A 25,027-nucleotide genomic window follows, 5' to 3' on the forward strand; every position below is an offset into this window, starting at 1 on the left:
TCATTTTCTTCCTTGGCTAAGGGCGACGGCAAGAATGATGATAGCGCCGCGTGCAATCAGTTGTTGGCTGAACTCCAGCCCGATGAGGATCAGGCCATTGTTGATGAGACCGATCATCAGCGCGCCGACAATCGTGCCGATCACCGTGCCGGAACCGCCGAACAGGCTGGTGCCGCCAAGGACCGCCCCGGCGATGACCGACAACTCGTCGCCTTGGCCGAGCTGGAAGCGTCCGGATTGCAGCCGCCCTGCATAGAGCATGCCGGCCAGCGCCGCCGCCATGGCCGAGATGATGAGGACGCGGAATTTGATCGACTTGGTGTCGATGCCGGAATAGCGCGCCGCGATCTCGCCGCCACCGGTGGCCAGCACGCGCCGGCCGAAGCTCGTTCGCCTCAGCACGACATGGCCGACAGCGCCCAGCACGAGCATCCAGATCAGCAGCACCGGCACCGGTCCGACATTGCCGCCGCCAAAAATCCAGGAATAGCTCTTCGAGATGATCGGTACCGCAGCCGTATCGCTGATCCACATGGCTGTGCCCGTGGCGATGCCCATCGTGGCCAGCGTGGTGAGGAACGACGGTATGCCGATCCGCGTTGTCAAAAGGCCGTTGAAGGTTCCGACGAGGGCGCCGGTGGCGAGCCCCGCCAACACACCGGTGAGCGGTCCTCCAGCGTCAATCGCCATCGCTGTCGTCACGGAGGCCAGCCCGGCCACGGCGCCAACGGAAAGGTCGATCTCGCCGGCCGAAAGCACGTAGGTCATGGCCGTCGCCATAACCGCGATCATCGCCGTCTGGCGCACGATGTTGAGCAGATTGTTGGGATTGAGAAAGCCCTTGTCGAACAGCGTGGTCGCGAAAATGATGAAGATGATCACGAAGCCGATATAGATGATGTTCTGCCGCCAATTGGTGAGGCCGAGCCTCGCCGTGAGCGAGGGTGCGGATGCGCTGGCACTAGTGGACATGTGTCCCTCCCTGGCTTTTGGTCAGAGCATTCTGGATGACGATCTGCAGCTTGCGCTCGGCGGCCTGCAACTGCGCGACCGGATCGTCTTTTGGCGCCGACGGATCGTCGAGATCGGCACGGCTGATATCGTCCATGACACGCCCATCCGAGATAACGAGGATTCGGTCGCAGGCGGACAGCATCTCGGACAGCTCGGAGGAGATCATGACGATTGCCTTGCCGGCCTTGGCGAGCTCGCGAACCAGCATGATTATTTCCGACTTCGAGCCGATATCGATGCCGGAAGTCGGCTCGTCGAGGACAAGGATTTCCGGCTCGGTCGAAAGCCATTTGCCAATGACGACCTTCTGCTGGTTACCGCCCGAAAGCGTACGCACCGCGCTGTCGCGCGACGCGGTCTTGACCCGCAGTTTTGCGACCTGATCGTCGGTCACGTCGCGCACCTTTTTGTTCGACACGAACGTGTTGCTGCTCAACCGGTCGAGCACGGCGAGCGTCATGTTGGAGGCGACCGAATGGTCGGCGATGACGCCTTGGCGCAGCCGATCCTCCGGCACCAGCGCCACGCCGGCCTCGATAGCATCACTTGGCCTCGTGATCACCACCGGCTTGCCGGCGATGCGGATCTCGCCTTCGATGATCGGGTCGATGCCGGCGATGACGCGCGCGATCGCCGAACGACCGGAGCCGAGCAGGCCGGCAAGGCCGACAACCTCGCCACTGTGGACGACGAAGCTGGCATTCCTGGGCTTCAGCGCTCCCGAAACATTCTCGAGCTCAAGCAGTGGCTTGCCGATACTCGATTCACCGCGCACCACATCCGACAGGCCACGCGAGCGTTTGCCGACGATGTGCTCGATCATCGCTTCGATCGGTAATTCCGACAGCGGTGCCGTGATGACGTGGCGGCCATCGCGCAGGATGGTGGCGCGGTCGGCGATGCGGGCGATCTCGTCCATACGATGCGAGACATAGATGATGGCGACACCTTCCGATCTCAGCTTGCGCAGGAAGGCAAACAGCCGCTCGACATCGGATACCGCGAGCGCCGTCGACGGCTCGTCGAGCACCAGCACCTTGGCGTTCTGCGAGATCGCCTTGACGATCTCGGTCAGTTGCCGCTGGCCGGCGCCCAGATTGCCGACCATCGCCTTTGGATCGACCTCAACCTTGAGCATGTCGAACAGGTCCCCGGCGCGCTTCTCGGCGGTGCGGTCATCGATCAGGCCGAATGGGCCCTTGGCTTCGCGGGTAAGAAACACGTTCTGTGCCACCGTCAGCGTCGGTATCAGGCTCATTTCCTGAAAAATCATCGCGATACCCGCCCGGCGCGAGGCCTCGGGCGAGATCTCTGTCAATGGCTTGCCGTCAACCAGAATGGTGCCGGTGTCCGGCACATGCACGCCGTTCAGCACTTTCAGAATAGTCGACTTGCCGGCACCATTTCCGCCCAGCAGCGCGTGGATTTCGCCCTTCTCTACCTGCAGGTCGACGTCGACCAGCGCCTTGACGCCGCCGAAAGATTTGGTGACGCCCTTCATTTCCACCGCATGAACAGGCGCCGCACTATTCATGACCGCACTGTGGTCCACAGCCCGGATTCACCGGATTCGATCAGCGCGTCGGCGACGCGCTCGGTCTTATAGCCATCCTCGAAATTGGGTGAAGGCTGCCTGCCCGAGGCGATGGCCGAGAAGAAATCGAAACACTCGACGATCTTGGTTTCGGAATAGCCAATGCCGAGCGCCGGGATTGGCCACAGGCCTGCCCCATAAGGGTGCGCCGGACCGGAATAGACAGTCCTGAAGCCGCGCGCATCGGCAGGATCATCGGCAAACATCACCTGCAATTCGTCGCGCCGTTCGTAGTTGAAAGCAATCGAGCCCTTGGTGCCGTGGATCTCGAAGGTGATGAAATTGTTGCGGCCATAGGCGTTTCGGGTGGCCTCGAGCGAGCCGATCGCGCCGTCGGCGAATTTCAGCAGTGTCACCACCTCGTCGTCGACATCGACCTCGGCCCACGCGGCGCCGGTGTTCTTCTCGGCTGCCCCCAGCCTGTCGAGATTGCCGCGCTGGATCGGCCGCGTCTTGTTGTAGGTGCGCACCAGCGCGCTGACCTCGGCGATCTCGCCAACCAGGTAGCGGGCAAGATCGACGACGTGGGTGCCGATATCGCCGATAGAGCCCGAGCCGGCGATCTTCTTCTGGAAGCGCCAAGACAGAGGCGAATCCGGATCGGCTGACCAGTCCTGCAGATATGTGCCGCGGAAGTTCAGGATCTTGCCGATCCGCCCCTCCTCTATGTACTGGCGGGCGAGCGCCACGGCCGGTGTGCGACGGTAGTTGAAGGCGACCATGTGGATGACGCCGGCCTTCTTCACCGCGTCGAGCATGGTCTTTGCCTCGTCGCCGCCGCGCGCCAGCGGCTTTTCGCAGATAATATGCTTGCCGGCTTCCGCCGCCGCGATCGCGATCGCCGCATGGCTGTCGTTCGGCGTGACGATGTCGACGACGTCGATATCGGGCCGCTTCACCACCGCCCGCCAGTCTGAAGACGATTCCTCGAAACCGTAGCGGCGACGCCCTTCGTCGGCCAGCGCGTCGGTGACGTCAACCACCACCTTGCACACGGGAATGGCGGGCGCCGGCCAGAAGAACATCGGCATCGCCGCATAGGCAAGCGCATGGGCCTTGCCCATGAAGCCGCCGCCGATCATCGCCACGTTGAGCGTCCGGGTCATGATAGTCTCCTGTGGAACTGAAGTGGAGCGGCCGGCAGGGAGTGCGCCGGCCGTAGGGTGCGCTACATGCTGCCCTTGATCTTGTCGGTCGCCTCGGCGTGGTAGACGGCCTTCCAGCCCTCGAGCAGCGTGTCCTTGGTGACCGGGAGCGCCGGCAGGGCGACGAAGGCCGGAGCCTCCTTACCGAGCAGGCCGTAGCCGGCGAGCAGGGCTTCAGTGACGCCCTGGTCGAACGGACGCTGGGCGCCCAGGCCCTTGACGAAGCCGCCGTTCGCCATGTTGATGGCGACGTTCTCACCAAGGTCGCAAGTGGTGATGACGAGGTCGTCGCGACCGGCGGTGCGCGCCGCCGAGATGACGCCTTCGGCCGGCACGTCCCACACCGCCCAGATGCCGTTGATGGTCGGGTGAGAGGTGAGGATCGCCGAGGCCGCCTTGTCGGCGTCGCCGGTGAAGTCCGGCCCGCCAATGCCTTGTTCGACGACGATCTTGATGTCGGGATAGTTGTCGGCGATCGTCTTCTTGAAGCCGTCATAGCGCTGCTTGGTGACGAAGAAGTCGGCGGCGTGGAAGACGAGGCCAATGTCGCCCTTGCCGCCCAGCGCCTTGGCCATCAGATGCGCCGCCGCGACACCATTGCCGTAATTGTCGGCGGATACGATGGAGACGTAGTCCTTGCCGGCGACAAAGCCGGTCGGCACATTGTCCATGAACACCAGTTTCACGCCCTTGTCGGCGACAGCCTTGTAGGCGGAGGCGGTTGCCGACGGATCGGTCGGGATTGAAACGATAATCTTGGGGTTCTGCGCCATCACCGTTTCGAGGTCGGCGACCTGCTTTTCCGGTTTGAAGCCGGAATCGGTGGTGGCGATCACCTCGATGCCCATCTTGCCGAACTGGTCCTTGAGCCCGGCGATCTGCGCGCGCGACCAGTCATTGCCCCCATAGTGCATGACGATCGCCGCCGTCGCCTTCATGTCCTTGATCTTTGCCAGTTCTTCGTCCGTCAGTTTGACGGATGCCGCCGACGCCGGGGTTTCGCCGTTCGGGCCCTTGGAGAGCACCGTCTTCTGCAATTCAGCCAGCGCCGAATCCGGGTCGGCGAAGGCGGGGGCTGCGGTGTAGAGGCCAGTGGCCAGCAGTGCGCCTGTGAAAGCTCCGGCTATTGTCTTGAAACGTGTCATTTAGGTCTCCTCCCTGTGACAGGCGCGCTATGCCCGTCGGTTCAACTCGGCCCTATGGCCTTCTTCAGATAGCTCATGCTCAGTTCCGCCCCTTGCCTGGGGTCGGGCCAGGCGTCGAGTTCGGTAGCGATCCAGCCGGAATATCCGGTGTCCTTGAGCGCTTTGACGATGGGCGCCATGTCGAGATCTCCACGATCGAGCGGCGTGAAGGCAAAGGGCTCGCGCTGCCAGCCCTTGAGATGCACGTAGCTGATGCGGTTCCTGAATTCGCGGATCTGCGCGGCCGGATCGCCGCCTGCGGCAGCCAGATGCGCCGTGTCGGGGCAGAAATCGATTGCGGTGTGCCCAAAGACCTCGCGGACCTCGTCGGGACCTTCGACGATGGTCGACAGATGCGGATGGTAGTGCGCACGCAGGCCCGCTTTGGCCGCGATGTCGATGACCATGTCGAGTGCAGCGCCGAGGCGCTTGAAATCGTCGGGCTGGCGGCCGTTGGCGCGCTTGGCGCCGCCGCCGACGACCAGATGTTCAGCGCCGAGTTCGGCCGCTGCACCCGCCGCACGTTCGATGCGCGCCAATTCCTCGCCAAGGATATCTTCAAAGACGAAGTTGGCGCCGGAATAAGCGGCAACAAGCGCGACACCGGACTGCTTCAGTGCACTGCGCAGCACACCATAGCGGCCTTCGTAGTCCAGAAGATTGCCATCGAAGAGTTCGGTGCCAATATATCCAGCCGCGCCGATCTCGCCGATCGCCTGCTCCATGTCGCCAAAGGTGCGATAGGTTAGCTGGGTGATCGAGGTGACACCGACGGCATTGCCACCGAGCGCGCCCCAGCAATTGGCATGATAGGCCAGCTTCACCTGCATGTCGTCTCCTCCAAGCATAGCCGATTGGCAACCACGCTGCGTGTGGATCCCGGCATTATCGACTTGAAGAGATGCCGTGACTGCCCGTGCGGCAATCCCTGTCCTTGGCGTCGGGGCGTAGGCTCTCCTCCGAACCTCGGCCGAACTTATGCGCGGCTTACACGATACGTCAACATTTAAAATGCAAAAGTTGGCAGTCTTTTGCTGATAAACGACAAAAGTTGCCACTTGATCCGTAAATGAGGTCACGTTACCCATGCCAAATGGCCTGACGACAACCATTAAAGCGATCCCTTTCTCGCGCGATGGAAGACGTGATGCGCCGGATCAGGGAACGAGACGCGGCAAGGATATGGACGAGCGCAGCACCGCAGACGGAGAGACCGCCCAGCCGCGTCGTACCGCTGGCCGGCCTCGCGCCAGCGAATCCGCGCATGGCAGTCTGGCCTCGCTGCTCAACCTCGTGCGGAACGGAGTGGCGACGACCCGCCAGGAGCTGGAGAACCAGTCCGAGCTTGGACGCGCCGTCGTCACCGATCGCCTAGCAACTCTGCTTCGTATCGGGTTGATCGAGGAAGGCGAACTCGGGCCGGCGATCGGCGGACGGGCGCCGCGCCATGTTCGCTTCCGGCCGCGCATGGGCATGATCCTTGCCGCCGTACTCGATCATTCCTCGCTGGCGGTCGGCATTTCCGATCTTTCCGGCCGTCTGCTGGCGGAGCATCACGAGGCCGTGGAGCTGGCGGCGGGACCCGCGCCGGTGGTCCAACGGCTGGCGACGCTGTTTGCCTGGATGCTGGAGGAACACGGTAGCGAGGGCGGCATCTGGGGTATTGGGCTGGCCGTGCCTGGTCCGGTCGAGAAGCCTGACGGTCAGCGCCTCTTTGCCCCGGCGCTGAGCGCCTTCCAGAACTGGGATGGATTTCCCTTTGTCGAGCAGTTGGCCACGCTTGTTGGCGCACCGGTCTGGGTGCGAAGCGGCGTCCAGACGATGACAATGGGCGAGCTGAAATCGGGCAGCGGCATCGGTCTGACCGATATGATCTTCGTCAAGCTCGGACGGTCGATCAGTGCCGGTGTTGTTTCGGACGGCGCGCTGCACCGCGGTGCCCAAGGCGCTGCCGGCATGATCGGCTACACTTTCATCGACGGTGGAAACCTCGAGGCTGTCGCCGGTAGCGAGGCGCTGGGCCGCGAGGCCCGCCAAGCAGCCGAAAGCGGCCGCAGTCCCTACCTGACCGAGGTACTGGCGCGTGCTGGCGAGGTCACCGTCACCGATGCCGGCCATGGCGCCCAGTTAGGCGACGCTTTTTGCATCGACCTGCTCGGGCGCAGCGGCCGGGCGGTTGGCGAGGTGCTGGCGCCGATGGCCAATCTGCTCAACCCCGCGCTGATAGTGCTCGGTGGCAGCGTCGCCCAGACTGGGGATATCCTGCTGGCGGCCGTGCGCGAGGCGGTCTATCGCCAGTCGCATCCGGTGGTCACGCGCGACCTGCGCATCGTGCGCTCGCAGATGGGCGGTTCGGCCGGACTGGTCGGCGCCGCGCAGGTCGTGGCCGAAGCGCTGTTCGATACGAGATTCCTGCAGGGATGGATTACGCTGGGCTCGCCACGTGAGCATCCCGAATTCAAGGATTTTCTCTCACGGGCAGCACTCGACACCAGCGCCAGGCCGGCCAAACCCCGGCCACCGGGTGGGACGCTTGCATAATATCCGCAGAATCGATCGAGCGCTGCGAGCGCCTGAGGAGGATTGAGCAATGGCAATCACCGGCCTGGGGCCGCATGGCGAACGAGCGGTTCCGGCCGACCAGGTCGGCCTGTCGGATGCGGATGCCGATGCTGCCCGCGGCCGGCACTTTTCGGTCGCCGTCGTTCTCCACACCACGATGAGCGACTGGGCCAAGGAGGAACTGGCCGGGATCGTCACCACGCTTGGCCGCTATGGCGCGGCGGTGGTCGAGGTCATCGACTGCGCCTTCGATATCGACAGGCAGATTTCCGAATTGAAGCGGCTTGCCGGCGAAGCCGTGGATGCGGTGGTTTCCATTCCGATCGGCAGCAGCCGGGCCGCCGATGACCATCGTGCCATATCGGCGGCGGGAAAGAAGCTTCTGCTACTCGACAATGCTCCCACCGGCATGCTGCCCGGCAAGGACTATGTCAGCGTCATCTCGGCCGACAATTTCGGCCTGGGCCAGATCGGCGCGGAATTGCTGGCGCCGCACGTAACCCAAGGCGGCAAGGTCGGCGTGCTGGCCTATGGCGTTGATTTTTTCGCGACCCACGAGCGCGAGATCGCCTTCCGCAAATGGATGGCAGCCCACCGGCCTGACCTTTCGCTGGTGCGCGGCAAGTTTGCCGATGTCTCCCACGCGAAGGCTGCAACCGCAGGTCTGCTGCAAGCCAATCCCGATCTTGCCGGCCTGTTCGCTGTCTGGGACGTGCCGGCGACCGGCGCCGTCGCCGCGATCCATGATGCCGGAATGGCGATCCCGATCACCACCGTCGACCTCGGCAACGATGTCGCGGCCGACCTTGCCAGTGGCGGCTTGATCAAGGGCATTGCAGCGCAACTGCCTTACGACCAGGGTGTTGCCGCCGGAATTGCCACTATTCTCGGGCTTCTCGGGCGCCAGCCGCCGCCCTGGATCGCGCTTCCCGGCCTCAGCGTAACCGCGAACAATGTCGTAGAGGCATATCAGGTCGTTTGGCGCACGCCGGCCCCCGCCGCCCTGCTGCGGGCGCGCAAGCCGCGAAAAAGCATACCTTAGCGCAAGACTGCAGAACGCAGTTTACCTGCGATGCGATCTCTGCCCGTTGCGCCTAGCGGGGCCATGAGCCCCAGCTCAAAGTTCTGCTTTTAGGAAGTCAGTTGACCCAGTAAGATCAGCAGTATTCTCAAGCCCTCGGCTTACTGCTAACGCGCCTCAATGTACGAAACTTCCCGATACAACAAACCTGATCGCCACCAAAATATATAAAGCCATATTTCAGCGTCCTCTTCGCGCTGTCGGACGCCAAAATATCTGTCGAGATGCAACGCCGCACCGCCTCGCAAGTTGATTTGAAAGGATTTTTTCTAGAATTCCATAGCGATTTGTATCACAGTTGTACCTCAGTCCGTATCGCACGACGCGGACCTGGCCACTTTGTAAGTCGCCCTTCTTACGAGGAGCCGAAACGACATTCAGCGTTGTCGTGCTTGCGCCAAGAGCTGTTCTCGCCGAGCCAACCCCCAAGTGTCGCGTTTGTGGGCCGGGAGCCGTCGGTTGCTTCGGATCAGCGGCTGGCCAAAGCCGACGTAGCTTGTCGGAAGCTCGCGAGCAAATGCCGGCTTCCTGATTTCCACGCCCGGAAGCGAACCGTCACAAATCCGCCATCTCAGGCATCACCTTGCAGACGGCCGGTTCGCCTTTTCGACGGCATAGGGTGTATGGAGCACCCGACGCCCCACCCCTACCTCTGAAAATGCCCCAACCCGTTCTCATTGAGATAGTCCACCGTCATCACCCGCGCGCGAATGCCGCCGGAGGAACCGACGAACTTCACCGATGACAGCGAGCCGGTCGGCGCGTTTTCTCCGCGGGGCGTGAGGGCGTAGGTGTCGCCGTCCCAGTGCTCGAGCGTGAACTGCATGGGCTTGGGGCCGAGTTCGAGCATCAGCTTGTCGCCATCGGCCCGCACGGTGGCGGTGTCGAAATAGCTGCTCGTATATTGGCCCTCGTAGAAGGATGGACTGCCCGCCTTGGCGGGGTTCGTCGGCTTGACCTTGCCGGCGAGGTCGCCCACCGGCTTGTAGTAGCCCATGAACCGCGGCTTGATGTAGGGATACCAGTCGCGGGTGACCTGGCCATATTGCACGATGTCCATGAAGCTGGCGGCGACCGCCTCGGCGGCGCCGACGGGGGAGCCGTTGGTGAGCACGACGATGCCCACATCGGCCGAGGGCAAGATCTGGAAGGTGGTGCCGGCGCCGAGCAGGAAGGCGCCGGAATGGCCCATGGTGGTGCGCCCATTGGCGTTCACCGCCACATTGAAGCCATAGCCATAGGAGCTGGCCCGCGTATCGGGCGTCTCGCCGCGGTAGGTCACGCTCTGCGGTGTGATGGCGGGCTGCAGGATCTTCGGGTCGATCATGGGCTGGCCGCTATAGGTGCCGTCGCCAAGCAGCAGGATCATCCACTTGGCAAGATCCTGGACGCTGGAGGAGACGCCGCCCGCCGGCGCCTGCTGGTCGGGGTCGCGGTCATAGAGCGGCTCGAACACATTCTCCGCCACGCGCGCATGCAGCAGGGCGCGGTTCTTGCCGGCGGCAATGAAGTCCTCGTGCCGATAGCTGCTCGAGCGCATGCCGAGCGGATCGAACAACAGGCTCTCGGCCAGCGGCTCCCAAGGCTGTTTCTCGGCGTGGGCCACTGCCTCGGCGCCGATCGTCGTGCCGAAATTGGCGTAGTGATAGGAGATGCGGAAGGGATCGAGCGGCACCATCCACAGGCTCCCGACGATCTGCTTGCGCTGGAAGCCGAGATCCTCGAGTTCGTCGCCCGCCGCCATCGGCAGGCCCGAGCGATGGGCGAAGAAATCGCCGATGGTGGCGTTGCCCGAGACATAGTCGAGATTGAGGCGGAAGCCGTCCCAGACCTTGCCGACCGGGGTGTCCCAGTCGAAGCTGCGGTCCTTCGTCATGGCGATCGCGGCCACCGTGGCCGAGATCGACTTCGACACCGAGGCGACCTGGAAAATGGTGGTGCTGCTGACCTTAGAAGTGTCGTCCCGGTTGTCGCGAAGGCCATAGCCCTCGTCAAAGATCATTTTGCCGCCATGCACCACCGCCACGGCGAAGCCGGGAACGTCGGATGCTTCCTTGACTTTCTTGACGATGTCCGGCAGCGCGGCCAGCGCCTTCTCGATACCGCCGGGATACAGCTGCACAGCATCCTGCGGCGGCGATGGCCCAAGCTCCGGCACGTAGGACTGGGCGGCTGCCATGGCGGGCAGCATGGTAACCAGGGAAAGCACGACGAGAGCAGCGGCCTTGTTCATTGCATGTCCTCAAACTTGCACGGCAGATGATCGGATCATACGCGGCAAGATGAAAGATGGTTACAGCTATTTTCTACTGATGTGTTTAAGTCCAAGGATCGGACAGCGACGGCGGCTGCGTGTCATGTGATTTCGGGACCTGGCGAAGTATCCGCGTTACCTACGCGCCCGGCAATTGGATGGGATTGCGCGGGAGAACGTCAACTTTCCAAGCCCGAGCGGCAAATGGCATCCGATCACCAGTTGTTCGCCAACGGGCTGGCGGCCAACCAGAAAGTCATCGAAGCCGACTATATGAGGCAGATGGCCTGTACCCAAGGGTCCTAATGGCCGAGGGGCCGGGACGCTTCGTCTTCGCCGATCCTGCCTGCCGCACGAGGCCGGAGATCGGGATAGGGGCCCCTCGCGGCGCCGCCTCTCCCACACCACCCGGCATACGGATCACGTACCACGGCGGTTCGACCGGATTAAGCTTGGACAGAGACATAGAGACGGGGGAGACCGAGCGACTCGAAGTGTTGGTTGGGCAGGGCCTGTTGGACTGCCGGGTGTCCTGACATGCGCCAGAATCCCGTCGGTGAACCGGCAGCAACCGCGGCCCGGAGCTTTGGCACGCCACGACGGCGCAGCTCCTTGTAGCGGTTGTGGCCGTTCCCCATTGCCGCCAAAGATACATACGCAATCTTCGGCGGGTCCACGCTTCCAAGTTGGTAAGCACCCGCGGGGTCTGGCCTGCAGCGGTCATTCTGCTGCTTCCTGGTGTCAGGGAAACGCATAGTTTCGCATCGATCGGTGATGTGAAGCCCGACGCGCTGTTGCCGCTTTGACGCCTGCGCATCGTCCTATCGATCAGACAAGTGTCCACACGACGTAACCGGTAGCCAGTGGGGTGAGGATGTCTTCGGTCACATAGGGCGTGGCCACCGTTGTCGTTCAACTATGTCAACCTTACCCCTGTAGACTTGAGACACGCGCCCTCTGCGTTGGAAGGCCATTTCTCGCTACCGCATCGCAGACTGGCCCTGCTTGGTCTCAACCCTCATGCTCGCTTCCCGATCGAGATGGTCGCTCGCGTCATCGAGCTTTGTTGAATCTCGCCATCGCATGTTGCGCGGATGTGACCTTGTGAAGACCAACATCGAAAGCTTGGTCAGCGGTCCGAAGATAAGGACGCGTGCGGTCGAGCTTGTTCTCTGGCTCGACGGCGCAGAAACGGCCGAGGATTACTTCCAGACCAGAATTGATCGTTCGGTGTTCGGCTCGAGGATTGCTGCACGCACACACTTCGTCGGACCAAGGCCCTCGATCATCTACAAGGCAACCAGGGAAGTGTAGGAACTTTCAATTGTTCGCCGGTTCAAGTACGTTTATTCGATTGCCATGTCGAACGCGCGGCCAAGGAGGAGGAGGAAGGCATGCTTCGGATCGCCACTCTTGCGGCTTTCAGCATAGGGCTTGCCGTTTTCGCAACCATATCAGCGTCACAATCCCAAGCCGCACCTTGCGGTATCGTGCACAAGCAAGCCCGCCAGCCGCTGAGTGATCAAAATTTCTGGCTGCTCGCTGAACATGACGGCAAAGCTTTCGTCGACCAACGCACTTGCCTCGTTGCCCGGCTAGACAGGCTTGATCAACCCGCAACGCTCAGCGATGCGATGGGGTACTGCGCTACGCTCGGGCAAGGTGGGCCGTACGGCGACATGGGCTGGCAGCTTCCAACGATGGCGGAACTGACGAGCCTCGATTCGGCAGACTGGCCAAGGCAGCGCGAGGCGTTCGCGCAATACAAGCTGCCGCCGCTCGCACGTAGCGAAACCGAATACTGGACCCGCACTGAATGGCCGGGCCTGGCAGGGTCCTTTGCGGTCGTTGCGTTCAGTGCCCCTACCACTCTGGTGCGTCCGCTTGAAGCGTCCAAGAAGGCAGGCGTATGGTGCGTTTTTGGGGCGCCCGCCACGGGCTTGGATTAGCTGCCTGGCAGGCCGCGCAGATTGGTTGAGGTTAGGGCCCAAGGCCAGATCGTGACCTCCCGCATTCGAACCGTGGGCGCCGAACGATGCTTGGACGGGGCCAAGAGAGCGGAAAAGACAACTCTTTACGATGCGTTAACTGCATCAACACTTAGGCACGCATTTCCGTAACGGAATGCAAAAAGCCACGTGTATCGACAGACAAACCGTTCTATCTTACTTTAGCAGTGCATTTTAAAGCGAAGCTGAATTTGAATTGGCCACGCCTTCGGCGGCCAATTTCCGCTGTAGCGAACAAATACCAAAAGTAGCCTGCTAGCATATTGCCAGTAAAGAGCAATGAGGCCGCCGTTTCGACGGTGGGGGAGGCTTTTGTGCATTTTCCTTTGGTCGTTATGTTGAAGAGGTACATCTTCAATCGAGCGATCATCGTCGCGGCGTTTCTTGTGCACGGCGAAGGAATTGACCCCGCTGCAGCCCAGCAAATCTGCGGCCCCGCGCTATCGCAGTGCGACCTGCAGACCGACCCCGCATGCCTTGAACGCACCTATGCGTGCGGTGAATACGATACCGTTGTCCAGTCGCTCTTCGTCGAGCGGTTCGAACCGACGCCCGACCAGAAATACTTCGTCGGCGCCTCATTCTACGGCCGCCACATTCGCGAACGTGCCGCCGGCGTGCAGTGCGAGATGGTGAAGTTCGCGCGCGAATACCTGACCGACTATCTGTCCGGCGTCGAGACCGAGTTCACCACCAGCGGCTCCTTCGGCACGGTGCGACAGATGGATCAAATCTATCATGCCGCGCAGATGCTGACCGACCTCGGCAGCGTAACCGGTTGCCCGGAATCGGCACTCACACGCGCCGCCGTCGAGGACATCGCCCGCAGTGAGGCCGTACGCTATGCGCGCTCGGTGTTCCTGCAGCCGCCGCCGGAAGCCCGTTCCTCGTTCGAAACGCTGCAAGGCGCGCTGAGTGGCTTCGTCAGTCGGGCGTCAGACCTCGAAACGGGCATCGCGCTGCGCCGCGTCGAGATTAAGTCGGCCGACACGCACTTGAAGGCGATCCGCACCATTTTCGCGGAGATCTTCGGACCGGTGAGCGGTGCGGGCGCGACGCTGGTCGCCAACACCTCGATCCTCGACGGGTTGGCAGCGAAGACGACGCAGATGCTGCGCTCCGTCGAAGTCTCGGAGGAAGAGTTCAAGCGGGCGCTCGGCAACGTAACGCCTGAGCAATACGCCAGTCTTAATCGCAAGACCGTCGCTAGCGCTGAGGACTTTCTCAAAGTCTCCGCCTTCCACATCAATATGATCGGGGTGCTGCTCCCGACCGATCCGGCAAAGCCCTTCTGGCGACTGGATGCCGAGGTTCATGCCGACAACGCGGCACAGGGCGCATTCAATGATCTCACCAAGATTAAGGCGGACTGGAAGGCGCACGGCGCTGCGACCGGCATCTGCGCCCAGGCAGGCGCAGCCGACAGGGTGTGGTACTGCCGATGACAAGCTTCCGAGACATCGCGTTATTCGTCATCGTCAGTTGCGTGTTGGCCAGCGAAGCCGGCGGCGCATCGATTCTGGAGCGCGCTTACACATCGGAAAAACTTGACGGCTTCTGGAACGCCACGCTCTCGAACGCGACGCCCGAGACGACCCGGTTCAGCCTGCTCGCCCCCGGCCCCGCCGCCGTCGAACCGAGTCACGAGGCGACGCAGCCCGATTTCGGCCTGCCCTTCGCCGGCGAGGTGATCGGCGAGGCATCTGCCCCCTCGGGCGGCAGCCGCAGCGTCGGCTTTCCGGTCATCCCGCTTTCGGCCGACGACGCCTCGGTGCTGATGCGCCGCCTCGCCTGGGCGGAGATCTATCTCAGCCGCTACCGCTTCTTCGCCCCGGTCTCGACCGATAGCGCCGAAGAGCTCGCCGCCCTCGTCGGGCGACAATACGCAGCCGCGATCGAGGCTTATCTGATCACCGGGCGGCTTTACTTTTCCGGGGCCGACTTGCAGGAGAAATGCCGGCATCTGACGCGTTTGAACGAGATCGATGCTGGACCTTTGTCGGGCGCAAGCGCGGATGCGCTGCCTGCTGCCTGGCGCCCGCTATTCCCGATGGTTGGGGCGGTGCGCGCACGGCTCGGCTCGGACGCGCTGGCAAAGCTGGTCTGTTCGGCCAAGCCAGTGCGTGGGCGGGCCGAGACGACCGGCCTCATCGAGACGCGGGTGCGCGAACAGATCGTCAAGGCGGTCCGGACGAAGGTCGACGACACGCTCAACCTGATGAACGCCGCTTCGACCCAATATCAGTCGCTGGTCAACGAGATGGACGTGACGATCAAGTCGGCCGAGGTGATGGAGTTGGAGCGAGTACTCGGCAACGCTCAGGCCAACATGGTGCTTGTCAAGGAGGACCAGCTGAAAGCAGCCGAGACGATCGCCACGCTGCAGGCGGTCGATCTCTCCAGCCTCAACCAGCCGGATTCGCTGAAGGAGTTCGAGGACGGTAAGGCAAGGATGGCGCAGATCGTCGGACAAATCGAAGGGGTGATGACGGCTCTGTCCGGCCTCGCGCATGTCGTCGAGGATCCGACGATCACGGCAGAGCTTTCTTCCTGCGCAGGACTGGCCGGCGCGTATTCGACGCTCGACCTCACGCTGGACACCGGCGCGCTGACTGCGAAGATCAATGGGCCCTACGAAGACTGCATCAATCATGCCCGGGCGGTGGTCGGGCGGTTCCAGAATCCTTCGCTTTCCAAGGCGCAGATGGCCGAACTTGCCCGGCACGTGCGCCAGATTTCCGAGGTTCTTCTGACGACGGGGCAGCCATGAGACGGTTTTTCCTGCTTTGCGGACTGGTTGCCGGCGTCGTCTTCGGCGCTGCGGGAATGGCGCGCGCGCAGGACTGCATGGCGCTCGACGTCGACGCGGCGGCCGGCCATGCCGGCGAGCTGACGACCCTGCTGAAGATCGCTAATTTCCGCGCCGACGTGAAATATATGGGTGAAGTCGCCACCGAACTCGAACAGTTCCTGACGACCTGCGGCGACGAGGCGACCGGGCGGCTGGCGATCGTGTGCGATTTCGACTGCCATCTGCAACTCGGGCGCTACCGCCTGTTCCTCGCCGCCGACATGCCTTTCCTGTCCTCGGCGAGCGGTGTCAGCCGAAACGACACGCCGGTTTCGCCGCAGGCGGCGCAGGAATTCGGCCGGCAAGGCATCGAGATCGTCGACAGGGGTCTTCGCATTCTCGCGCGGCAACAAGGCAACGACCAGGGAGCCGCGGCGGGAGCGGATGCGAGTTACCGCAGCTTCGTGCGGCAGTTGACGGCGCTGTCCTCGCTGAAGATCCAGTTGCTTATGAACACCGGCGACGTCTGGTACCAGACCCTCTCGGAGGCGCGCGTCAAGGCGCTCGACTTCCTGGTCCACGATACGTTGGGCGCTGTCGGAGGCGCCGGCCTCGACAGCCAACCCAACCTCTCCAAGGCCTACACCAATTACGAGGCCGCAATGTGGGTGCTGGTCGAGACGCAGATGGATATTCCGGGCGAGTCCACCTACGACGACTTGCGCGCCGACCTGCTGCTGCAGCAGAGCGACCTCGATGCCCGCATGGACAGCGCGCACAAGGGTTTCCTGTTCCTCAACATCGACCCCATGCAGTTCACGACGATCCCGTTCGAAGAACTGCAGCAGGCCTTGGCCGAAAGCGAACAGCGACTGACCGAGGTCGAGCGCAATGTCGAGGCGCTGGTTGAGCGGTGGTACGCGAACAAGGAAGGCCAAGCGACCCGCGCGATCGATGAGGAGCGGACGATCCGCAGCCAGGAAGTCAACCTGATCGCCCACAAAATCGGCAAGCTGGAGCACGAGGCACAGACCTTCGCCACCACTGTCCAGCAAGAGATCAACGCGGTCGACGCCGAGAAAGACACGTTCGGCTATCGCCAGCAGATCAGGTCGCTGGAGATCGAGCTCGGCACCAAGATCGCCGAGTTCGAGAACCAGCGCCGTCAGATCAATGACAGGCAGGAACTCGACCTCATCGTCCTCTCCAAGGAGGCCGAGGTCGAGCGGCGCAACGAACTGCGCTGGCTGCTGAATTGGGAAATGACGCAGATGAACCTCGATCTGCAGATTTCCTCGCTCGAGAGCCAGATCACCGAATATGCCCGCCAGACCGAGCGCAACGCCAACCAGCTCGAACAGGCGGTTCGCCAGCGGCAGATCCTCCAAACCCAGATCACCAACAACCAGGGTGCGATCGCCCGCGCCAACGACGCTATCACCGAACTGCAACTGCGCCAGACCGATCTCTATCAGCGCCGCCGGGCCGTCGACCGCGAACAGCTTTGCGGCATCGAGAACCAGCTCGCCCTGATCGGAGAGGCGCCGGCTCATCCATTCACCCCGCTGCTTGCGGGCGAACAGCCGTGCCAGACAGTGACGCCGGCCTTCACGCGCAACCAGTATGTCGCCCAGATGTGCGGCCCTGATGGACAGTCGGGCCTCAGGGCTCAGCTCTTGGCCACACAGACCCAGGCCAGGGCTTTCCTGATGAAGTGCGTCATCGGTGACGCCGATTTCGCCGACGTCGAGCCGCTGATGTCCGACCAGCAGATGATCACGTCGAACGTCTCGCTGCCGCAGGAACTGGCGAACGTCAGTTGCGGCTCGTTCACACAGACGGAAACCGACTTCGCCAAGAAGCTCTATGAAGCCGAGCGTGACGCCTATGCCAAGAAAAAGGCGGACCTTGAGGAAGCTCGCGACCAGGTCGACGGCCAGTTGACCGAAGTGATCGCCTGGTTCGCTGCGTTCAACGGCACGACGCAGGCCGCGCAGATCACGCTCACCGCCATCCAGGCCGCCTACGCGATCTCCGCGGCGATACCCGAGGTCAATGTCTGCGCCTGCGGGCTCGCCAGCGGCGCGGCGACCAAGATCGACACTTCCAAGGTCGTCAAGGCGTCGCTCGAAGCGGCACAGTCGATCTTGTCGACGATCATCGCGACCGGGCGGGTGACGCAGGAGAACATCAACCAGATCAACGGCCTGCAGCAGAGGATCACGCAGCTGCGCCAAGCGAATGAGGAACTCGACCTCGACAAGGCGCTCAAGGCCCGGGCGCTGATCGACACGCATTTCCAACTCGCCGGCCGGCTGGCGCAAGGGGCCGAAGAGATCAAGGAGCTGACACTGCAGGGCTCGATGGCGGCGGTCGACTGCCAGAGCCAGGATCTCGGCATCGACGAGCAGGTGGCGCGGCTCACGTCCGACCATGAACGAATACTTGCCGGACTCGATCTTCAGGCGCGCGAAAACGACATGCTCAGTTTCCAGATCACCGATCAGCAGCGTACGATCGACCGGCTGACCAACGAGATCGCGATCCTCAATCTCGAACTCGACAAGCTGTCCTTGTCGGAAGCTCAGCTCAACGAGGACAATGCACGTGTTGCCGAACTGGTCGCGGCAACCAACGGCCGCATCGAGCGCGTCCGCGCTGCGCAGACAACCGTCACCGGCCTCGCCGAGAGATCAAATGCCTCGACCAACCTGATCAACGAACTACGCGACAGGCAGAGGGACAAGATGCTGGCGCTGAACGATGCCGAACTCGCCTTCGTCGAGCAGCGCATCACGCAGTCGCGCGGCAACACCGAGGAACTCGTCGCGGGCCTGAACCAGGCCAAGGATCTCGGTCTCAAGAGCCGCGCGCTCCAGGACAGCATCCTGAAGTTCCAGGGCAATATTCAGGCGGAGGTGACAAAGCAGCAAGAAGACATGACCAAGCTCGTTACCCAAATCGACGATCCGGCGACGGGCAAGAATCTGTTCATCGCGACCCAGGACACCGTAGCCGACCTGATGAAGGGCATTCCCGAATATCTGGTGACCAAGCGGCGCGTTCTTGAGACCGCCAACCGGCTGATGCACCTGATGCGCCGCCGCTTTGAAGTGGTGCAGGCCTTCACCGGCGAGGCCGCGACTGTGCCCGAGGTCTATGTGCGCAACGCAACCCAGCTGCAGGCAATGATCGACGACATTGTCGCCAAGCGCTTTTTCGACGAGCGGCAGATCAATATCGATGTCGCCCAGATCGTAGTGCCCGCCAATTCCGGTTTCGCCCGCAAGCTGGCGCTCGACGAGAATGTCGAGTTCGAGGTTTCGCCCTTCGCATCGACCGACGGGCTGATGAAAGCGAACGGCTATTTCGCGCTATGGGCGCCCAACAAATTCCGCGAGCGCAAGAACCTAACCCTGATCGATGTCTTCGTCGGCACCGACTACCAGTGCACTGGCGCGCAGTGGAACCGCTTCGCCTTGCAACACCGCGGCAGCGGCTTCGTGTTCAAGCCGCTGACCAAGGGGTCGAACGAGGTCCGCGCCGACATTTCGGTCGGGCCGGAGCGGGTCGCCTTGCAGACCTTTTTCAACCAGGCCGACAGCGGCGACGAGATCAGCCGGATCATCCGCTACTGGGTTCAGGATCGCTACCAGGCGCGCAAGTTCCCGCGCGCACCCGGACCGTCGAACGACACAAGCCTGATCCTGCCCTATCTCGGCGCGCCGCTGATCGGCTCGTACCGGCTGTCGCTGCAGCCGAGCGACTGCCCCTTCGACGGCGCTGTGTTCACCCTCTATTTCATCTTCGCGAGCGCGCCATGAGAGCGATCATCGCCACAGCGGCGCTCGGTCTGGCGCTTGGCGCGACGGGAGCGGCCGCGCGCGACCTCTTCGTCGACAATCTTGCCGGCTATACGATCGAATCGCGTGTTCTCGACGCTCCAAACTGCGAGGGGCCGGCCATTCCGGACGGCACGCTGAAAACCTTCGAGCAAGGCCTCTGCGTCTTCCACCGCCCGGCCCGCAGTCCCGAAGACAGCCAACGCGCCGCCAATCTAATGCGGGAGGCGCAGACACGCGGACTGCCGCCCGTCCACCAGCAGCTTGCCGGGCTGATTTCAGGTCTGGCGACCTGCGCCGAGGCGACGCGTCACCTCGACGCCTACCGCGCTTCGGGCAACCAGAGCCGGATGGAGCAGACGCTGTTCTGCCGCGACCGGCGGCACAGCCAGGCTGACTTGAATGCTATCGAATGGAATCATGCGCTGTTCGAGTATGCCGACGGGCTCGCTTCGAACCGGACGCTCGATCAGAGACTGGCGGAGATGAGCTCCTGCCAGGCCGGGCCCTTGAGCGCCGATTTCGACGCCCAGTGCGGCCTGATCTCCAATCTGTCCGACACCGAGATCAATGCCTTCGCCGACGGAGCGGCCGGCAAGGTGATCGAAAACTACTTCGCCAGCGTCGAGAGCCCGATTACGGCGATGTTTTCCCGCAAGCTGAAGCGTGCCGAGGGTCTGGTGCAGAGTTCGCGCGCCGGCATCGACGGTATCAAGGCGGGCGCCGACGCGGTGAACAAGGAATACGCTGCGCTAAACCAGGTTTACGAGGCGGCGCGCGACACCAAGATGGGGCCGATCTACAACGCCTACCGCGAAGCGATCCTGAGGGCGACCTCGATCCTCGACGAGTTCGACCGCTGGAAAGGCGGCCTGTTCATAACGTCGGAAAACATCAACCTGATGCCGAAGATCACCGAACGGTCGGGCGAGATTGCGGGCGAGAAGACTCGCGTCGAAGGCCTAGCGTTCGCAGCCAAGGCGAGCGGCGTGATCACCGACATCAAGCGCATCATCAATGCCGACGCCGAGAACCGCGCCGCAGTCGCCGCGCTTTGCCGCATCTACTTCTGCGAACTGACCAACCGCCGCGCAATGGCAGACGTCATCCGCACCTGCCGTCGGCCGGCGCTCGCCAACAATCCGCTGTGCATCGGCCAGAACGGGCAGATGAGCAATGGAACTCTCAAGGTCGATTTCCAGGGGCCGCACTCGATCTCGGTCAAGGAGCTGTGCCAGTCGGCCGGCCTCGATCCGTTGATGACCGAAGTCAATATGGACCCCACCCGTGCGGCAAGCTGCCTGAGCGAACTGAGATGAGACAGGCGGCCGCATTGCTCACCCTGTTTCTCGCCAGCACTTCGGTGGCCCGCGCCGAGCCGCAGCTTGACGCTTTCGTCACCGATCAGAACAAGGACGTCTATGTCGCGCTTTTCGACGGCAAGGCGGTGGAGCTTGCCGGCTGCGCCAGCGCCGGCCAGGCGAAGCGGCTGCTGCACCTGCCTGACACCGCTATCGTCTCGGAGGCAACGTTCGCCAAGCTTCAGACCGAAAACGGCTTCGGCGCGCAGCCGCGCTTGCCATGCCCCGGCACGGCCTTCGATATCGACTGGCCGGCGACGACCGCCATCTGGGCCGATGTCGAGGCATCGGGCAACTACTATCTCCCCGCCGTCTCGGGCCGCGGTTATTTCGCCGTCCCCGCCGCCTGCGCGGAGATCAAGGCAGCGCTCGCCATCCGCGAGCGGTTGCAACTCCCTGGCGTACTGCAGGGCTTCGTCGCGCCGCCCGATGTCGGGACACCCTTCGTGTTCGATTGCGGGCGCGCCGATCTTGGCGGCACATCGAATGTAGCGGTGGCGAGTGCGGCGCGCTGGAGTCTGCACCGGTTTGAAACCTTCCTCAGCGCCGAAAGCATTGGCGACACGATCTATGTCGTGCGCTACGCGCCGCCGGGCGAAGGTGCGCAGCCCTCCTACCTGCCGATTGTGCGCCTTGACGGCAAGGCGACGCGCGACATCATTGCCGATGCAGCCGGAGCGGAAGCGGCGGAGAAGAAGCTGCGATCATTCTTCGGCATCGCTGAGGCCGAGGCCGTAACCCTGCTCGGCGCCGACGCGGTGGCGGCGCTTCGTTCGGCGCCCTTCGTCGACCTGTGTCTGTCGAATTGCGATGGCTATCAGCGCGAGCACTCGACCTTCGCGCAGCCGGGTATCGACCTCGGCCTGACCCCGCTGTCAGCCGGCCTGTCCATCACCTCGCTTGACTCCCTCGGCAATGCGCGGCTGGATTGGATCTTCGCGGAGGGGCGAAGCCTGTCATTTACGGGTTGCCCGCGTCTGACGTTGGCGCTCGGCCTCTCCGCCCCCGGCATTGGCGACTGGATGGGCGAGACGGATCGCGCGCTGACAGCCGCTCCGGCGCCGGGTACCGGGTTCGACTGTCGGGGTTCGGCCGGCGATACGTGCCTTCGCCGCATCAATGATGGCGGCACGCTGACGCTGGCGCAATTCTCTGCCGAGGGCGATTGCGCCGGGCGGGCGAATCTCAGGCTCGAACTGCCCGCATCGGTCCAGATGCCGCAGACGCTAATCCTGAAGGGATTGCCGTTCAAGACCGTGCACATGGCGCCGGCCCCCGGCGTTGCCCGCACGCGGCTCGTCGGCACCGCCAACCGAGTGCCTGCCGGCACGTCGTCATGCATCCTGTCAGCCACAGGCGTGATCATCGTCGCCGATGGATTGCCGCGGCTCGAACTCGAGCGGATCGATCTGGCGCGGGCAGCCGCTCAAACGACCGACGAGGTCGTCGCCGTGATCGCGCAGAATGGCGCGGTCGCGCTCGACGATGTGACTATCGGCACCGTGGCGGACGGACTGTCGCCGATCGCGCGGGGCGCGTCGCTGTGCCTGGCGGACCTTTATGCGCGCGGGCTCAGGGTCGAAGCAGACATGCTGGCGATCCAAGGCGTTCGGGCACGGCTGCTGATCTCGGCCCAAGCGCCTGCCCGCTCCAGCATTGTGCGCGCACGCTTCGGCGCGGTGCTCACCTCCGACAGCCTGATGCGGATGGCCTTCACCGACATCGCCGCCGCCAATCCGCTAGTTCTGCGCGGCGCGGTCGTGGCGGGTCGCTCGGACGGGCTCGCGCCCATGGCCGCTGGCCTTACGGTCGGCTCCGCCATCCAGCTCGAGCGCGGTTCGTCGGCGAATTTCACCACCTCGACGGTGTCCGGCTTCCGCTGCGCGGTCAGTTTCGCCGACAGCGCCTCCAGCGCCAGTTTCCTGCTGCCGGGCAACGACATTGCACACGACAATACCAGCCGGGCCTGCGGGCCAGGCCGCTTCAGCCTGGTCGAATAGAGCGGAAAGGAGAAACCAGATGACCCGCATAGCCCGATCGCTGCTCCTGCTGGCGCTGCTTGCGGTGATCGGCGCCGGTCGGGCCCGAGCCGAGGAACCGAAGCTCGTTCTGTTGGAGGACCCGACGCTGAACGCCACTCGCTTGCACTATCCCCTGCTCATCTCCGAAGGACGCGGCTACCGCATTCGCTGCAGTGTTCAGGCGGACGAGGAAGCAGTGATCCGCGGACTGGGCTTAGTAACCGTCCCGTCGCAAATGCTGAGCGCCGTCGACAATGCGGTCATCGCGGCCGACCCAGCCGCCAATCCGCTGTTGTGCCCATCCGACGAGCACTACCCGATCAAGGTCTTTGCGCATGATAGCGGCAGCGGGCTCGTCTACTACCTGCAGTTCCCGACCGATTTCGGGTCAACATCCTTTTCCGACCAACTCTACATTCCCGGCTGCGCGCCGTTGGTCGAAGGATTAAAGCTCAACCTCAATCAGGCGATCGAGGCCGACCCCACCCCTTTCTTTGCCGGAAAGGTCCATACCATCGCATGCCTGGCGGGCCCGCCGCTTGTCGGACGGCCGACGACCTTTGCCAGTTGGTGCATCAAGAACGACCTTGATCCTGCCCAGCAGACGACGGTCGAGGAGCTGCTCGAGCTGACACCCGGCGGTGCCTCCGCGTTGGGCAATCCGGCGGCGTGCGCAAGCGCGCAGGACTTTCTCGCGTCGAGCACGACGCTCGACCTTGCCGGGCGACGGCTGACAAATCTCGAGCCGCTGGCGACACTTACCCATCTGACGCGCCTGACCTTGTCCGGCAATGAAATAGCCGACACGCGCGATCTGGAAAAGCTGACCAAGCTTACCTTTCTCGATCTGTCGCGAAACAGGATCAGCAACATCAACGTGACTGGCGTGATGAAGGATTTGGCCGACGCCGACCTCAGTTCCAACGAGATCGCCGACCTGCGGCCGCTCGCCTCGGCGCGGGCGCTGACGCGACTGGTTCTGGCCAGCAACAAGATCGCCGACGTGTCGCCGTTGCGGTTTCTGCAAGAGCTCACGGCGCTCGACCTGTCGAAAAACCGCGTCACGGATGCGCGCGCCTTGATGGGCCTTACCGAACTCACCTCTCTTAACCTGCGCGCGAACCGTCTGGCCACGGTGCAGTCCGTCAGCGCCATCCTGCCATTCAAGCCTTCGCTGGACGGCAATCCGGTCTGCATCAGTCGACCGGAGCAATCGACCGCGGCCACCGGGAAAATTTTCGAAGCCTGCATCACGGCGATCAAGGAGGGAGACGTGGTGCTGGCAAACATGCAGACCGGCAAATGCCTGGCAGTTTCCGAGGGGCGCCTCGACAACAACGCGCCGGCCGTACAGTTCAACTGCGACGGCGACCAGTGGCGCCGCTGGAAGCTGGTCGAGACGAATGACGGTTTTCAGTTACAGAACGTGCGGACCGGAAAATGCCTGACGATTGCCGGCGGTGTCAGCACCGACAACAACATACCGGCCCTTCAATTCGACTGCGACCGAGATCCGTCGCGGCGCTGGAAGCTGACCGCAACCGGCGACGGCTTCCAGGCTGAAAACATGCAGACGAGCAAATGCCTGACCATTGCCGGCGGGGTGAGCACCGATGACAACGTCCCTGCCCTCCAATTCAACTCCGACCGCGATCCGTCGCGGTTCTGGAGCATCCGGGCGGCCGACCCGGAAGTGTTGCTGGTGAACCGGCAAACCGAAAGGTGCCTTTCGGTCGCGGAAGGACGAACCGACAACAATGCACCGACGGTGCAATTCGACTGCGACGGCAGTCAATGGCAGCGCTGGAGGCTGGTCGAGACGGGCGATGGCTTCCAGGTGGCCAACGTCCGGACAAGCAAGTGCCTGACGATTGCCGGCGGAGTCAGTACCGAAGACAACATCCCGGCCTTGCAGTTCAACTGTGACAGCGATCCTTCGCGTCGTTGGAACCTTGTCGAGACGCGCGACGGAGTTCAGGCGGAAAACGTCCAGACAGGCAAGTGCCTGATCATTGCCGGCGGGGTTAGCAACTTGAACAACATCCCAGCCCTTCAGTTCACTTGCGATCGCGAGCCGTCGAGCTTTTGGACCATCAAGACCGCGGACGAGATGTAGCGCTGCCATTGGTTCGGGCTGATTGGGCCGCATCGATCAGCCTGAGCCTCGAA

The 25,027-nt window shown here is 62.9% G+C and carries 16 protein-coding genes; 10 read left to right on the forward strand and 6 right to left on the reverse strand.

Annotated features, from left to right (window positions below; all coding sequences use genetic code 11):
* The 5 genes from NKJ81_RS06785 to NKJ81_RS06805 form a co-directional block, all read right to left on the reverse strand.
* Nucleotides 1-972, reverse strand: a complete 972-nt coding sequence (locus NKJ81_RS06785) for an ABC transporter permease (RefSeq protein ID WP_352540050.1) — start codon at nucleotides 970-972, stop codon at nucleotides 1-3.
* Entirely contained in the window at nucleotides 962-2,548 is a 1,587-nt protein-coding gene (locus NKJ81_RS06790) for a sugar ABC transporter ATP-binding protein (RefSeq protein ID WP_352470493.1), read from the reverse strand. The genes NKJ81_RS06785 and NKJ81_RS06790 overlap by 11 nt, the downstream gene beginning before the upstream one ends.
* The gene (locus tag NKJ81_RS06795) at nucleotides 2,545-3,714 is read right to left on the reverse strand and encodes a levoglucosan dehydrogenase (RefSeq protein ID WP_352470494.1); all 1,170 of its coding nucleotides are present in this window, start codon (nucleotides 3,712-3,714) and stop codon (nucleotides 2,545-2,547) included. The genes NKJ81_RS06790 and NKJ81_RS06795 overlap by 4 nt, the downstream gene beginning before the upstream one ends.
* A gap of 62 nt (nucleotides 3,715-3,776) precedes the next feature.
* Nucleotides 3,777-4,898: a substrate-binding domain-containing protein gene (locus tag NKJ81_RS06800; RefSeq protein WP_352470495.1), complete on the reverse strand. Its 1,122-nt coding sequence runs from the start codon at nucleotides 4,896-4,898 to the stop codon at nucleotides 3,777-3,779.
* Between the two features lie 41 nt (nucleotides 4,899-4,939).
* The gene (locus NKJ81_RS06805) at nucleotides 4,940-5,767 is read right to left on the reverse strand and encodes a sugar phosphate isomerase/epimerase family protein (RefSeq protein ID WP_352470497.1); all 828 of its coding nucleotides are present in this window, start codon (nucleotides 5,765-5,767) and stop codon (nucleotides 4,940-4,942) included.
* 352 nt (nucleotides 5,768-6,119) lie between these two features.
* Here NKJ81_RS06805 and NKJ81_RS06810 point away from each other — a divergent pair, with 352 nt between their 5' ends.
* Together NKJ81_RS06810 and NKJ81_RS06815 are read left to right on the forward strand one after the other, a co-directional pair.
* Nucleotides 6,120-7,478 carry an ROK family protein gene (locus NKJ81_RS06810; RefSeq protein ID WP_352470499.1) on the forward strand — a complete coding sequence of 453 codons (1,359 nt, stop codon included), beginning with the start codon at nucleotides 6,120-6,122 and terminating at the stop codon, nucleotides 7,476-7,478.
* A 49-nt stretch (nucleotides 7,479-7,527) separates the two neighbouring features.
* Nucleotides 7,528-8,541, forward strand: a complete 1,014-nt coding sequence (locus NKJ81_RS06815) for a substrate-binding domain-containing protein (protein ID WP_352540051.1) — start codon at nucleotides 7,528-7,530, stop codon at nucleotides 8,539-8,541.
* Between the two features lie 685 nt (nucleotides 8,542-9,226).
* Here NKJ81_RS06815 and NKJ81_RS06820 read toward each other — a convergent pair.
* On the reverse strand, nucleotides 9,227-10,813 hold the full coding sequence (locus NKJ81_RS06820; RefSeq protein WP_352540052.1) for a serine hydrolase: 1,587 nt from the start codon (nucleotides 10,811-10,813) through the stop codon (nucleotides 9,227-9,229).
* 1,125 nt (nucleotides 10,814-11,938) lie between these two features.
* Here NKJ81_RS06820 and NKJ81_RS06825 point away from each other — a divergent pair.
* The 8 genes from NKJ81_RS06825 to NKJ81_RS06860 all read left to right on the forward strand — a co-directional run bounded on the left by NKJ81_RS06825 (nucleotide 11,939) and on the right by NKJ81_RS06860 (nucleotide 24,974).
* Nucleotides 11,939-12,148 carry a hypothetical protein gene (locus NKJ81_RS06825; protein WP_352470503.1) on the forward strand — a complete coding sequence of 70 codons (210 nt, stop codon included), beginning with the start codon at nucleotides 11,939-11,941 and terminating at the stop codon, nucleotides 12,146-12,148.
* Between the two features lie 80 nt (nucleotides 12,149-12,228).
* The gene (locus NKJ81_RS06830; protein ID WP_352470504.1) at nucleotides 12,229-12,783 is read left to right on the forward strand and encodes an Lcl C-terminal domain-containing protein; all 555 of its coding nucleotides are present in this window, start codon (nucleotides 12,229-12,231) and stop codon (nucleotides 12,781-12,783) included.
* A gap of 374 nt (nucleotides 12,784-13,157) precedes the next feature.
* Nucleotides 13,158-14,288, forward strand: a complete 1,131-nt coding sequence (locus tag NKJ81_RS06835; RefSeq protein WP_352540053.1) for a hypothetical protein — start codon at nucleotides 13,158-13,160, stop codon at nucleotides 14,286-14,288.
* Nucleotides 14,285-15,613, forward strand: a complete 1,329-nt coding sequence (locus tag NKJ81_RS06840; RefSeq protein ID WP_352540054.1) for a hypothetical protein — start codon at nucleotides 14,285-14,287, stop codon at nucleotides 15,611-15,613. The genes NKJ81_RS06835 and NKJ81_RS06840 overlap by 4 nt, the downstream gene beginning before the upstream one ends.
* Entirely contained in the window at nucleotides 15,610-19,458 is a 3,849-nt protein-coding gene (locus tag NKJ81_RS06845) for a hypothetical protein (RefSeq protein WP_352540055.1), read from the forward strand. The genes NKJ81_RS06840 and NKJ81_RS06845 overlap by 4 nt, the downstream gene beginning before the upstream one ends.
* The gene (locus NKJ81_RS06850; protein WP_352540056.1) at nucleotides 19,455-20,795 is read left to right on the forward strand and encodes a hypothetical protein; all 1,341 of its coding nucleotides are present in this window, start codon (nucleotides 19,455-19,457) and stop codon (nucleotides 20,793-20,795) included. Before NKJ81_RS06845 ends, NKJ81_RS06850 begins: the two co-directional genes overlap by 4 nt.
* Nucleotides 20,792-22,837, forward strand: coding sequence for a hypothetical protein (locus NKJ81_RS06855; RefSeq protein WP_352540057.1), 2,046 nt, complete (start codon nucleotides 20,792-20,794; stop codon nucleotides 22,835-22,837). Before NKJ81_RS06850 ends, NKJ81_RS06855 begins: the two co-directional genes overlap by 4 nt.
* 19 nt (nucleotides 22,838-22,856) lie before the next feature.
* A complete protein-coding gene (locus NKJ81_RS06860) occupies nucleotides 22,857-24,974 on the forward strand; it encodes an RICIN domain-containing protein (RefSeq protein ID WP_352540058.1) in 2,118 nt (705 codons plus the stop codon).
* Nucleotides 24,975-25,027 lie beyond the last annotated feature (53 nt).

Source organism: Mesorhizobium sp. M0018, from assembly GCF_040323955.1.
GTDB lineage: Bacteria > Pseudomonadota > Alphaproteobacteria > Rhizobiales > Rhizobiaceae > Mesorhizobium.

Coding starts and splice junctions, on each gene's coding strand:
- NKJ81_RS06810 (WP_352470499.1), top strand. CDS start 6,120: ATGGACGAGCGCAGCACCGCAGACGGAGAGACCGCCCAGCCGCGTCGT.
- NKJ81_RS06785 (WP_352540050.1), bottom strand. CDS start 972: ATGTCCACTAGTGCCAGCGCATCCGCACCCTCGCTCACGGCGAGGCTC.
- NKJ81_RS06840 (WP_352540054.1), top strand. CDS start 14,285: ATGACAAGCTTCCGAGACATCGCGTTATTCGTCATCGTCAGTTGCGTG.
- NKJ81_RS06860 (WP_352540058.1), top strand. CDS start 22,857: ATGACCCGCATAGCCCGATCGCTGCTCCTGCTGGCGCTGCTTGCGGTG.
- NKJ81_RS06820 (WP_352540052.1), bottom strand. CDS start 10,813: ATGAACAAGGCCGCTGCTCTCGTCGTGCTTTCCCTGGTTACCATGCTG.
- NKJ81_RS06795 (WP_352470494.1), bottom strand. CDS start 3,714: ATGACCCGGACGCTCAACGTGGCGATGATCGGCGGCGGCTTCATGGGC.
- NKJ81_RS06815 (WP_352540051.1), top strand. CDS start 7,528: ATGGCAATCACCGGCCTGGGGCCGCATGGCGAACGAGCGGTTCCGGCC.
- NKJ81_RS06845 (WP_352540055.1), top strand. CDS start 15,610: ATGAGACGGTTTTTCCTGCTTTGCGGACTGGTTGCCGGCGTCGTCTTC.
- NKJ81_RS06800 (WP_352470495.1), bottom strand. CDS start 4,898: ATGACACGTTTCAAGACAATAGCCGGAGCTTTCACAGGCGCACTGCTG.
- NKJ81_RS06790 (WP_352470493.1), bottom strand. CDS start 2,548: ATGAATAGTGCGGCGCCTGTTCATGCGGTGGAAATGAAGGGCGTCACC.
- NKJ81_RS06830 (WP_352470504.1), top strand. CDS start 12,229: ATGCTTCGGATCGCCACTCTTGCGGCTTTCAGCATAGGGCTTGCCGTT.
- NKJ81_RS06805 (WP_352470497.1), bottom strand. CDS start 5,767: ATGCAGGTGAAGCTGGCCTATCATGCCAATTGCTGGGGCGCGCTCGGT.
- NKJ81_RS06855 (WP_352540057.1), top strand. CDS start 20,792: ATGAGACAGGCGGCCGCATTGCTCACCCTGTTTCTCGCCAGCACTTCG.
- NKJ81_RS06850 (WP_352540056.1), top strand. CDS start 19,455: ATGAGAGCGATCATCGCCACAGCGGCGCTCGGTCTGGCGCTTGGCGCG.